Raw genomic sequence first — 12,433 nt, 5'->3', positions numbered from 1 at the left:
CCCCGATCCTCAGTAGTAGACCTGGGGCACGGTCAGGTTGGCCGGCGGTATATCGGTGCCGACCCATTTGACGAACAACTCCTTGTAGCGGCCGGTGCGCACCTGCTGGTTGACGAACAGGTTGAGGTAGTTGATCAGGCCGAACTCGTTGCGCTTGGCACCCAGGGACACGTAGTCGATGACATAGGGCGCGTCGCCGGCGATCTTCAGGTTCTTGTACTTGCCCGACTTGAGGGTGGCGGCCGCCACGGTGTTGGTCACGACCGTCGCGTCGATGTGCCCCTGGGCGACGGCCAGCAAGGTGTCGTTCTGCGACTGGTAGGCGCGGAAACTGCCGCTGCCCCAGTTCTTCTGGTCTTTCTCCAGGGCGATGGCTTCGTAGGTGCCGCTGGTATTGCCAACGGCCTTGCCCTTGAGGTCGGCGAAGGAATTGATGCCGGTGTTGTCGCGGGTCAGCACCACCATCTGGAAGGCGAAGTAGGGCACCGTCAGGCCAACGGTCTTGGCCCGCTCCAAGGTGTCGGAGGTGGACGCGACGATGACGTCGGCGCGACCGGAAATGAGCGCCGGGATGCGGTCCGGGAACGGCGTCTCCACCACCTCGGCGTCGACCCCCAGGACCTTCGCCAGGTCGTGGCAGTAGTCCACGTCGAAGCCGGCCGGTTTGTTGCTCTCGTCGCGAAAGCCCATGGGCGGGAAGTCCAGGGTCACGGCGCAACGCAGTTTGCCGGAACCGATGATGTCGTCGAGCTTGTCGGCCTGGGCCGGTGCAATGAACAGGGGAGTGAGGACAACGCTGAGGGCTACGGCCAGTGCTGGGTTCTTCATAAATGCCTCGCTGTCGAATAAATGCGGTGAGATATCGTATTGAGGATTTCGTATACGATATTAAATAAGCAAGCAGCGTGCCGAATTGCTCGACTTTCCTGGACAGGCAGCAAGAGGACCGTTCTAGAGGTGTTTGGGGAATAAAGGCGGCTGTAGGGGGAGCGGACGGTCGAGGCACTGGGTGTTACAGATGGGAGCACAAGGGCAGGGTAGCGCCCTGTAAAGGAACAGGGCTCAACGTTGATTTTCCCGAAACTGGCTCGGCGACAGGCTGGTCAAGGCGCGGAATTGACGGCTGAAGGCACTGTGGTCGGTGTAACCGCAACGCAAGGCGATTTCGGTGATCGGCAGCGTCGGGTCCAGTAGCAGCCGCGACGCTTCTTCCAGGCGGGCCTTGTGGATCATCTGCCGTGGGGTGAGCTGGAAAATGCGCTTGCAGTGCCGCTCCAACTGGGCCACGGACAACCCGGCGATGGCCGTCAGTTCGGCCAGGCTGATGGGCTGGGCGAAATGGCGTTTGATGTGGGCGTCCACCGCCACCAGTTTCTGGAAGGCCGGGTGGCTCGACTGCGGCAACTGCAGGTCGCGGGAAATACCGGCGAGGCCGACGATCCTGCCGTTCGGATCGCGCAGGGCCAGCTTGTGGGTCAGGCACCACACCGGTTGGTTGCCGTAGTACAGGTGCAGCTCCAACTGGTCGGCCAGTTCGCGTCCGCTGGCCAGCACCTTGCGGTCCTGTTCGGTGTACAGCGGGCCGAAGCGTTCGGGGAACACCTGTTCGGCGGTGAGCCCGAGCAGGTCGCCGCTGGACTTGAAGCCGCAGCGCCGGGCCAGGGTCTGGTTGACGAAGGCGTAGCGGGCCTCGCGGTCCTTGATGAAGAACACCACGTCGGCGAGGGTGTCCAGCAGCGGCGCGATGGCTTGCAGGCTGCCCAGCAGGGTGTCCAGGTCGCAGGGTGTGAAGGTGTTGAGCGAGGGGTACATGGTCCAGCGACGCCTTTTTTTGCGAGCGGGCTTGCTTGGGCCTGGAGTGTCGAATGGAAACGTATTGTTTGTCACGCCGCTCGCGAGCAGGCTCGCTCCCACAGGGTGTCAACCGACAGGGTCGTCTCCCAACGCCAGCAGGGTTTCGACCCGCGCCGGGCTGAAGGGTGGGCGTGGGGTGGGGGGCGCCCAGCCGAACAGGTGTTCCAGCGCGGCGCCGCATACCCGGCCTTGGCAGGCGCCCATGCCGCAGCGGCTGGCCAGCTTGGCTTCGCGCCAGTTTTCGTGGCCGAGCAGTTCGCGGTAGGGGACGTCTTCGCAGCGGCAGACCAAGGTGTCGGGGCGGGCCAGGGTCTTGAGGCTGGCGTTGAGGGTGAAGGCTTGGTTCAAGGCTCGGGCGAACGCCTGCCAGCGCGCTCGGCGCGGCCAGAGGCGTTGGGCCGCGGCGGTATTGCCCACCGCCGCATGGCCGGCGATGGCGCCTTCCACCAGCGCCCGTTCGCTGCCGCCGAAGCCGGTGCACTCGCCGGCGGCGTAATGCCCGGGCAGGGTGGTGGCCTGCCAGGTGTCGACCACCAGGGCCTGGTCTTGCACGGCGCAGCCCAGGGCCTGGCCCAGCTGGATGTTGGGAATGAGCCCGAAGCCACAAGCCAAGCGGTCGCAGGCCAGCTCGACGGTCTTGCCCCGTTGGGACAGGCGCACGCCCTCCAGGCGTTCCCGGCCCAGGGCTTCGAGCACATGGCTGCCGGTGCGGTACTGGGCATCGAACAGGCTGAACGCTTGCAGCCACTTGTTCGGCCAGCGCGGCAATTGCGCGGCGAAACCCAGCACGCTGGTCCGGCTGGCCTGTTCGGCAACGCGCAGCACCTGCGCGCCCTGGTGTTTCGCCGTGGCGGCGCTGGCCAGCAGCAACGGGCCGCTGCCGGCGATCACCAGGCGTTCGCCGCGCACCGGCAGGCCGCCCTTGATCAACGCCTGCAACCCGCCAGCGCCGGTCACGCCGGGGAGCGTCCAGCCAGGGAACGGTAGTAGAAGTTCACGGGCACCGGTGCAGAGAATCAGGCGGTCATAGCGGATCTGCCAGCCACGTTCGGCGTCTTCCACCAACAGGGTCTTGTCGGCGGCGCGGGCGATCACCCGGGTGCCGGGGTAGCAGCGCACGTTGTCACAGGCGCGCAGTCGATCGCGCAGGCGCCGCGCCTCGGTGGGCAGGTTGGCCTGGGGACCGTCGCGCCAGATCTGCCCGCCTGGCAACGGATTGTCGTCCAGCACGACGATGCGCACGCCGCTGCTGGCCGCCGCCAGCGCCGCACTCATGCCGGCGGGGCCGGCGCCGATGATCAGCAGGTCGGTGAGCTCGTTCATGGGCGGGTCCGCACGTGCATGCCATCGCGACACACTGTCTGGCATGCCAGGCGCTGCTGGCCGTCGATCATGACCCGGCATTCCTGGCAGATGCCCATGCCGCACAAGGGCGCGCGTCGCTGGCCGCTGACCGAGGTGCGGCTGCAGCCGTCGGTGCCCAGGGCCAGCGCCGCCGCGACGCTGGTGCCGCTGGCGACCGATAGCGGGTGGCCGTCGAGGAGGAGTTCAGGCATGGGGCCGGGACCTTTCAATGGGAGGGATTGCAACGCGATCGCGCACTTCAGGCATGGGCCGGCTCCCCCAGGAATCGCTGTGGCAGGTAGGGCTGCGGCGCCAGTGGCGGAGCCTCGTTGAACAGTTGGGCGACCAGCAGGTCGGCGGTGGCCGGTGCGGTCGTCACGCCCAACCCCTCGTGCCCCACCGCCAGCCACAGGCCCTGGCGCTGTGGATGCTGGCCCACCAGCGGCAGGCCGTCGGGGCTGGCGGCGCGAAAACCGGTCCAGGCACGGATGCCGTTGAGTCGGGCCAGCCCCGGCAGGTAGTCGGTGGCGCGCCTGAGCATCTTCGCCAGCATCCAGCCTTCCACTTGCGGGTCGACGGTGCCGAACTGCCGTGAGGCGCCAATGAACAATTGACCGGTGGGCCGTGGCTGGATATTGCACGCCACTGACGGCCCGCTGGCCGTGTGGGCGCTGGTGACGTAGCCCAGTTCCACCAGCGTATGGGACACCCGGTTGGGACAGCGATCGGTGATCAGCAGGTGGCCTTTCTTCGGCTCGATGGGCAGTTCCGGGCACAGTTCCGTGGCCTGGATGCCATTGGCGAGGACCACCGCTTCGGCGCACAGCCAGCGGCCATCGGCGAGGCGCACGCGGCGGCCGTCGACTTCGCTGACCTGGGCGCGCTGCTGGCGAATGAGGGCGGCGTCGAGCATCCAGCGCGCGGCCGCCGGTGCATACAGGATCCCATCCCCCTTGATCAGCAGGCCGCCCTCCAGGCCTTCGCGCAACTCGGGCTCGCGCTGGCGCAGCGCGGCGCGGCCGACCAATTCGCAGGCCTCGCCATGGGCCAGCAGGTTGAGGTATTTGCCATGGGCCACGGCCATTTCCTCGGCATTGGCCGCCAGCCACAGGGTGCCGTTGTTGCGCCAGGCGCAGGTCTCGGGGAGGGACGATGCCAGTTCGCGCCAGCGTCGCAGGGAGTATTGGCTGAGGGCCAGTTCCGCCGGGTTGTCATCGAGCACCAGCAAGTGGCCCATGCCCGCCGCCGTGGCGCCATGCCAACCGGCGTCCAGCACCAGCACCTGCAAGCCACGCTGGGCCAGTGACCGCGCACAGGCCGCGCCGATGATACCGGCGCCGATGACGATCACATCGGCCACAAGCGCCTCGCTCACGGGCGGATGCCCCAGGCGAACGGGTCGTCCGGTTCGATGATCAGCGTGGCTTCGGCGCTGATATGCGCCCGGCCGCGAATGGTCGGTACGATGCGTTCGCCGGCCTGCTCGTAAGCGCCTTCGAACTCGCTGCCAATCACACTGGCCTGGCGCCAGAGCTGGCCCGGTTGCAGCTTGCCGTCCGCCGCCAGGCACGCCAGCTTGGCGCTGGTGCCGGTGCCGCAGGGGGAGCGGTCATAGGCCTTGCCGGGGCAGAGCACGAAGTTGCGGCTGTCGGCGCGAGGGTCGTCGGCAAACAGCTCGATGTGATCGATCAGGCCGCCGTCTTCGCCGCGAAAGCCTTGTTGGTCGAGGGCCTGCTGGACGGCGTAGGTGTAGGCGGTCAGACGGTCGAGGTTATCGCCGGCCACCCGCTGGCCGTGGTCGGCCATCAGGAAGAACCAGTTGCCGCCCCAGGCCACGTCGCCCACCACCGGGCCAATGCCGGGCACTTCCAGGCGCAGCGCCTTGCGGTAGCGGTAGGCCGGGACATTGCGCACGCTGACCGAGCGATCGTCGTGCAGGGTCGCCTGGACGGTGCCCACCGGCGTTTCGATGCTGTGCACGCCGGGACCGATCCGGCCCAAATGGGCCAGTGATGCCACCAGGCCGATGGTGCCGTGGCCGCACATGCCCAGGTAGCCGCTGTTGTTGAAGAAGATCACCCCGGCACAGGCACTCGGGTCCACCGGTTCACAGAGCAGCGCACCCACCAGCACGTCGCTGCCGCGCGGCTCCAGGACGCAGGCGGTGCGCCAGGCGTCGTGTTGCTCGGCCAGGCGTTGCCTGCGCTCGGCCATGCTGCCCTGGCCCAGGTCGGGAAAACCGTCGGTGACCAGGCGCGTGGGTTCGCCGCCGGTGTGGGAGTCGATCACGGTGATGCGTTTCATGAGGGCCGCGTCCGTTCAGATGATTGAACGCAAGCGTGGCCTGGGAGAGGGCAAGGAGGCTTGATGGATTTATGCGTCGGCGATGACGAAATCGGCACAGTGCGGCAGATTCGGCGTGCCCCTGGAACCCTGTGGGAGCCGGGCTCCCACAGGGCTGGATCACTCAGGCGGTGAAGTCGCTGGCGTGGAGCTCCTTGACGCCGACCAGTTCGAACTCGAACTCGGGGGTGGCGTCGGCGTTGGTGCTGCCGGAGAGGATGCCGTCGGCAAAGCGCAACTGGCCGGTGGCGTTGGTGGGATCGAAGGCATTGCTGCCGATGAAGGTGAAGGCATCGACCGTGGCGGTCAGCGGGTTGGCGTCCAGGCCGGTGAGGTCCAGGTGATCGCCCTCGGCGGTCTTGAAGCCGTTGATCACGTCGCGCAACGTGCCGACCCCCATGTCTGATAGCGCGGCGAAGACGTAGGTGTCCGCGCCGGTGCCGCCGGTCAGGGTGTCGGTGCCGGCGCCGCCCATCAGCCGATCGTCGCCCGAGCCGCCCACCAGGGTGTCGTTGCCGGCACCGCCATTGAGGATGTTCCCGGCGCTGTTGCCCAGCAGGGTGTCGGCGTAGGCGCTGCCCGTCAGGTTCTCGATGAACTTCAAGGTGTCGAGCCCGGAGCCCAGGGTGTCCTGTTGCGCCGAGGTGGAGAGGTTGACGGTTACGCCGGCCTGGGCGCGCTCGTACGACACCGTGTCATTGCCGTCGCGCCCGTCCAGCACGTTGTTGCCGGCGCCGGCGAACAACGTGTTGTCCAGCGCGTTGCCGGTGGCGTTGGCCGCGCCTGCGCTGTCGATGTACAGGTTCTCGACGTTGGTACCCAGGGTATAGGCCGCCAGGCTGCTGTGGACACTGTCGACCCCGCCAGGCGCCGCACTGTTGGTCTCGATCACGGTGTCGCTGGCATTGTCGACATAGTAGGTGTCGTTGCCATCGCCACCGCTCATGCTGTCGGCCCCGGCGGCGCCGTCGAGCACGTTGTGGGCGGCGTTGCCGGTGATGAAGTTGCGTCGTTCGTTGCCGGTGCCGTCGATGTCCGAGACGCCGGTGAGCACCAGGTTCTCGAGGTTGGCGCCCAGGGTCCAGCTGACCGAGGCCTTCACCGTATCGATCTGCGAGGCCGAGGTGTTGGTTTCGATCACGCTGTCGAACGCGTTGTCGACCACGTAGATGTCGTTGCCGTCGCCGCCGGTGAGGGTATCGGCGCCCAGGTCGCCGTCCAGGGTGTCGTTGCCCGAGCTGCCCACCAGGGTGTCGGCCTGGTCAGTCCCGGAAATCATCCCGCCTTCGTTCTGGGCGCCATCGAAGATGGCTTGCACGCTGTTGTTGTCGCTGGGGTTGCCGTGGAAGCCCAGGTCATCGGCGATGTAGTCGGCCAGGCGCTGGCCAACGATTTCCGCCGATTCCTCGTGCAGGTGCCAGACGTCGTCGGGGTACACCAGCGGATCGACTTCGTAGCGCAGGGGCAGGTCGGTGTAGTCCACCGCCAGTTTGACGTCGGCGCGCTCGGTGGCGATGGCTTCCTGGACGGCGCGGACGTAGCCGACGCCGTCGACGATGGAGGCGATCTTCTCTTCCGAATAGCCACGGGCACGGGCGGCATCCTGCTCGTAGTGACCGGTCTCCATCAAGTACACATTGAAGCTGCCGAACTGCGCGTGCAGGTAGTCGAACACCTTCAGGGTCGCGGCCTTGTAGGCCGCGGCGGCCGCGGCCTTGTCCGTGGCGCGGGCGATCTCCTGGGCGGCTTCCTCGCCCTGGCCCCAGATGATGCCCATGGTGACGTTGTCGATCGATTGCAGTTCGCCGAGCTGGTCCTCCAGCAAGCTGACCGCACGCAGCAGCGCGGGCCCTGGCTGGTTGGTGTCGGTCAACCACCAGCACAACTTGAGTTCCTCGGCGCCAAGGGTCGACAGGCCGTTGACCGTGCTGCCGCCGACGGCGATGTCGATGCCGTTGCCGTCGGCGTCGGTGAACTGGCTGCGCACGTCGTAATCGGTGTAGCGGTCCAGGTCCTTGACCAGCATCGAGGTGCCGGACTGGTTGTCGTCCTCGGTCATGCGCAGCAGGCGCGCGTTGGATTGGCCGAGGGTCGGCAGGTAGAGGATCTCCTGCTGGGCGCGTTCGCCGAAGACGAAATCGGCGGCGGTCAGGGTATTGAGGTAGTTGCCGCTGAGGGCGATTTCGAAGCGGTTGCCATCGGCGTCGGCCTCGGCCGACTTGACGTAGGTCTTGTCCCCAGCCGCGTTCAGGGTCATGTACAGCGTGCCATTGTTGCCATCGCCAAGGCCGATGAACCCCAGGGCGGAGACGTCGATCTTGTCGACCCCGACGGTGAAGTCATAGATCGTGTCCGTGGCCGTGACACCGCCGGTGTCGTAGTCGCGGTAGCTGTCGAGCAGGTTGGTGTAGCGGAAGGTGTCGCCGCCGTCACCGCCGTACAGCGAGTCGCGGCCCACGCCGCCGTCGACGATGTCGGCGCCGGTGCCGGCCTTGATCGTGTCGTCGCCGCCCAGGCCGAGGATCAGGTCGGCCGCTGCCGTACCGTTGAGGGTTTCGGCGTTGTTGGTGCCGGTGATGGTGCTGGCCGGCGCATCGGCCACCGTGAGGGCGAAGCTGTCGCTGACCGAAGCCCCGGAGGGGTCGGTGGCCTTGACCAGGACGTTGTAGTTGCCCGACGCGGTGCTGGTCGGCGTGCCGCTGAAGCTCAGGCTGGAGGCGTTGAAATGCAGCCACGCGGGCAGGGCGCTGCCGTCGGCGAGGGTCGCGGTGTAGGTCAACGGGTCCTGGTTCGCGTCGCTGAAGCTGTCGTGGGTGACGGTGTAGCTGAACGGCGAATTCTCCGTGGCGTTCTGGTCGAGCAGCGGGATGACCACCACCGGCGCCACATTGCTCGGCATGTTCTGGTCGGCGAAGACGAAGTGGCTGGACGTCAGGCTGCTGACCAGGTTGCCCGCCAGCGACACTTCGAAGCGGTTGCCGTTGGCGTCGACGGTAAGGTCCTTGAGGTAGGTGCGGTTGGTCGAGGCGCTGTAGGTCACCTGCAGCGTACCGTTCAGGCCGTTGCCCAGGCCGATGTAGCCGAGCGCCGAGACATCGATCTTGTCGGCCGCCACATCGAAATCGAGGATCTGGTCGCTGGCGCTGGTGGAGCCGGTGCGGTAGCTGTCGAGCTTGGATGTGTAGCGGAACACATCGGCCCCTGCGCCGCCGGTGAGCTTGTCGACGCCGGTGCCGCCCACCAGGATGTCGTTGCCGGCGCCACCGTTGAGGGTGTCGTTACCGGCCCCACCGAACAGTTGCTCGTTGGCCGCGGTGCCGGTCAGCGTGTCGTTGTTCGGGGTACCGTTGATCACCGTGGGGGCGGCGGGTACGTCCTGGACGGCGAGGGTGAACGTGTCGCTGATCGCCGCGTTGCTGCCGTCGGTCGCGGTGACCTGGATGGCGTAGGTGCCGGACGCCGTGTCGCTGGGGGTACCGCTGAACGTCCGGGTGGCGGCGTCGAAGGCCAGCCAGCTGGGCAGGGCGCTGCCGTCGGCCAGCTTGGCGGTGTAGCTCAGGCTGTCGTTGTCCGGGTCGGTGAAGCTGGTGGCCGGCACCACGTAGCTGAACGCGGTGTTCTCGGTCGCGTTCTGGTCCAGCAGGGGCGTGGCCAGCACCGGTGCCTGGTTGGTCGGCGACGTGCTGGCAAAGACGAAATTGGCGCTGGTCAGGGTGTTGAGGTAGTTGCCGTCCAGCGCCACTTCGAAGCGGTTGCCGTCGGCATCGGCTGTCAGCGACTTGATGTAGGTCTTGGTGCCGGCACTGTTGAGCACCAGGTACACGGTGTTGTTCTTGCCGTCGCCCAGGCCGGTGAACCCCAGGGCGGACAGGTCGATCTTGTCGGCGGCGACGTTGAAGTCAGTGATCAGGTCGCCCAGGTTGGCCCCGCCGGTGTTGTAGTTGCGGTAGCTGTCCAGGCGGTTGGAGAACACGAAGGTATCGGCCCCGGCCCCACCGGTGAGGGTGTCCATGCCGGCGCCGCCGTCGAGCTTGTCGTCGCCCGCGCCGCCGCTGAGGCTGTCGTTGCCGGCCAGGCCGAGCAGGGTGTCGGCCGAATCGCTGCCCAACAATGAATCGCTGCCGCTGGTGCCGGTGACGACCCGATTGAAGATGAAATTGCTGGCGGTCAGGGTGCCGGCGAGGTTGCCCGACAGGATCAACTCGAAGCGATTGCCGCTGGCGTCGGCGTCGAAATCCTTGATGTAGGTGCGGTCGTTGCTGGCGCTGTAGCTGATCTGCAAGGTGCCGCCACGGCCGTTGCCCAGGCCGGTGAAGCCGAGGCCGGCGAGGTCGATCTTGTCCTGGGTGACGTCGAAGTCGGTGATGGTGTCGTCGAAACTGGTGGTCGCGTTGCGGTAGCTGTCGGACTGGGCGACGAAGCGAAAGGTGTCGGCGCCGGTGCCGCCGGTGAGTTTGTCGACGCCGGCGCCGCCCACCAGGATGTCGCTGCCGGCTGCGCCGTTGATGGTGTCATTGCCCGCGCCACCGTAGAAAATCTCGCTGGCGGCGCTGCCCAGCAGGGTGTCGTTGCCCGCGGTGCCTTGCACGGTGGTCATCGGCACCGTGGCGCTGACGTAGCTGCCATCGCCATAGACCAGCGTGGCCCCCTTGCTGGTGTGGCTGATGGTGTTGGCGATTATGGCGTTGCGATCGGTGCCGTCTTCGTTGCGCTCGGCAACGCCATAGGTCGACTGGGCGCTGCCGCTGATGAGGTTGCCCTGGATGGTGTTGTCGCTGCCGTTGAAATACTTGCCCGACACGCCCTGGGTGTCGTCGTAGGACTGGATGATGATCTCCGGCACCGGGCTGCCCAGGGAGTTGTTGTTGAGCGTGTTGTCGGTGATCTCGACGTGGTTGCTGCCATAGATGCGCACGCCGGCGCTGGCGTTGTCATGGATATCGACGCCGCTGACGCTGACCTCGCTGGACAGCTTGATCAGCACGCCTTCGGCGCCATTGCCGTAGACCTCGCCACCGGTGATGGTGATGTTGCTTGGCGATGGGATGTTCTCGCTGCCGCGCTGCACCACGATGCCGTTGCCGCCGTTGTTGTAGGCGACGTTATTGGTCAAGGTGAAGTCGTGGGTGCTGGTGACGACGTTGAAGCCGTGGCGGTCGTTGTCGTAGGCGACGTTGTTTTCGAAGGTACTGTCGCTGAGGAAGTCGGCGACGAAGCCGTCCAGGCCGTTGCCGTGGGACACGCTGTTCTTGATGACCATGTTGACGGTTTGCTCGTGGGGGTCGAAACCGTACCCGGAGCAATCCTTGATCTCGACGCTGTCGAGGGTGACATTGGAGTCGTAGCCTTCCTGGCCGGGAATGTAGCCGTTGAACCAGCCGTCGATCTTGCCGGTGGTGTGGTCGCGGTTGCCGTCGATGGTGAGGTTGCTGACGCCGAAGTCGTGGGTTTCCTCGCCATAGGCGGAACGGATGACCCCGGTGATCTTGGTGTCGGAACCGTCGGCCACCTTGACGGTGGTCTCGCCCATGCCGTCGCCGTACAGGTAGACGTTGCTCTTGAGCATTACACAGCCGTCGGAAGGTTCCTCGCCTCCGGAAACGATGTACGTGCCACTGGGCATGTACACCTGCCCACCCCCGGCGGCGGCCGCCGCATCAATCGCACTCTGTATCGCCGCCGTGTCGTCAGTGATGCCATCTCCTTTGGCGCCAAAATTTTGTACGTTGAAAATCATGAGCTTATCTCCGTATCAGGCTAAAAACCTCGGTAGGAGCCAATATTCCATCGGCGGCCACCGTGTTAAGACCCAACGGAGCGCGAAAGTTGTGACCGCGTATCGGGTAAGTGTCAAAAATCTGGACTAACTGATCAGCGGTCGGAACTGTCGAGCGATGTGTAACGTTCTGTTGACGCTTTTGGCCCTATGACCCTTCTTTTTGTGAGGCTGGAGGCATCACATTCCCCGGCCACCACCCCTCTCTCCTGTGGGAGCGGGCCTGCCCGCGAAGGCGCCGGCACAGGCGACATCCATGCAAGCTGACCCACCGCCATCGCGAGCAGGCTCGCTCCCACAGTGGTTCCCGGTTGCTCACAAACCTGCGGCCCAGCACAAATCCCCTGTGGGAGCGGGCCTGCCCGCGAAGACGGCGGCACAAGCGACATCGATGCAAGCTGACCCACCGCCATCGCGAGCAAGCTCGCTCCCACACTGGATCTCGGTTGCTCACAAACCTGCGGCCCAGCACAAATCCCCTGTGGGAGCGGGCCTGCCCGCGAAAGCGTCGGCACAGGCGATATCGAGGCAAGCTGACCCACCGCCATCGCGAGCAAGCTCGCTCCCACAGTGATTCCCGGTGGCTCACAAACCTGCGGTCCAGCACAAATTCCCTGTGGGAGCGGGCCTGCCCGCGAAGGCGTCGGCACAGGCAGCATCCATGCAAGCTGACCCACCGCCATCGCGAGCAGGCTCGCTCCCACAGTGGATCTCGGTTGCTCACCAAACTGCGGTCCAGCACAAATTCCCTGTGGGAGCGGGCTTGCCCGCGAAGGCGGCGGCCCAGGCGACATCGATGCAAGCTGACCCAACGCTATCGCGAGCAAGCTCGCTCCGACAGTGGTTCCCGGTGACTCACACACCTGCGGTCCAGCACAAATCCCCTGTGGGAGCGGGCCTGCCCGCGAAGGCGGCGGCACAGGCGACATCCATGCCAGCTGACCCACCGCCATCGCGAGCAGGCTCGCTCCCACAGTGGTTCCCGGTGGCTCACAAACCTGCGGTCCAGCACAAATCCCCTGTGGGAGCGGGCCTGCCCGCGATGGCGGCGGCACAGGCGACATCGAGGCAAGCTGACCCTCCGCCATCGCGAGCAAGCTCGCTCCCACACTGGAT

The 12,433-nt window shown here is 66.1% G+C and carries 7 protein-coding genes; all 7 read right to left on the bottom strand.

Annotated elements, in window-relative coordinates; genetic code table 11:
- Positions 1–9: 9 nt before the first annotated feature.
- The 7 genes from Q6A48_RS18030 to Q6A48_RS18000 all read right to left on the bottom strand — a co-directional run bounded on the left by Q6A48_RS18030 (position 10) and on the right by Q6A48_RS18000 (position 11,278).
- Positions 10–828: an ABC transporter substrate-binding protein gene (locus tag Q6A48_RS18030; protein ID WP_304555550.1), complete on the bottom strand. Its 819-nt coding sequence runs from the start codon at positions 826–828 to the stop codon at positions 10–12.
- Positions 829–1,062: 234 nt separating this feature from the next.
- The gene (locus tag Q6A48_RS18025) at positions 1,063–1,812 is read right to left on the bottom strand and encodes an AraC family transcriptional regulator (protein WP_304555549.1); all 750 of its coding nucleotides are present in this window, start codon (positions 1,810–1,812) and stop codon (positions 1,063–1,065) included.
- A 108-nt stretch (positions 1,813–1,920) separates the two neighbouring features.
- Positions 1,921–3,177, bottom strand: a complete 1,257-nt coding sequence (locus Q6A48_RS18020; RefSeq protein ID WP_304555548.1) for an NAD(P)/FAD-dependent oxidoreductase — start codon at positions 3,175–3,177, stop codon at positions 1,921–1,923.
- The gene (locus Q6A48_RS18015) at positions 3,174–3,410 is read right to left on the bottom strand and encodes a 2Fe-2S iron-sulfur cluster-binding protein (protein ID WP_304555547.1); all 237 of its coding nucleotides are present in this window, start codon (positions 3,408–3,410) and stop codon (positions 3,174–3,176) included. Before Q6A48_RS18015 ends, Q6A48_RS18020 begins: the two co-directional genes overlap by 4 nt.
- A gap of 47 nt (positions 3,411–3,457) precedes the next feature.
- On the bottom strand, positions 3,458–4,573 hold the full coding sequence (locus Q6A48_RS18010; protein ID WP_304555546.1) for an NAD(P)/FAD-dependent oxidoreductase: 1,116 nt from the start codon (positions 4,571–4,573) through the stop codon (positions 3,458–3,460).
- On the bottom strand, positions 4,570–5,502 hold the full coding sequence (locus tag Q6A48_RS18005) for a 4-hydroxyproline epimerase (protein WP_304555545.1): 933 nt from the start codon (positions 5,500–5,502) through the stop codon (positions 4,570–4,572). Before Q6A48_RS18005 ends, Q6A48_RS18010 begins: the two co-directional genes overlap by 4 nt.
- 163 nt (positions 5,503–5,665) lie before the next feature.
- Positions 5,666–11,278, bottom strand: coding sequence for a putative Ig domain-containing protein (locus Q6A48_RS18000; protein WP_304555544.1), 5,613 nt, complete (start codon positions 11,276–11,278; stop codon positions 5,666–5,668).
- Between the last annotated feature and the right edge of the window lie 1,155 nt (positions 11,279–12,433).

Source organism: Pseudomonas citrullilanati (assembly GCF_030580855.1).
Taxonomy (GTDB): domain Bacteria; phylum Pseudomonadota; class Gammaproteobacteria; order Pseudomonadales; family Pseudomonadaceae; genus Aquipseudomonas; species Aquipseudomonas citrulli.
This window is presented reverse-complemented; position numbering and strand designations above follow the sequence as displayed.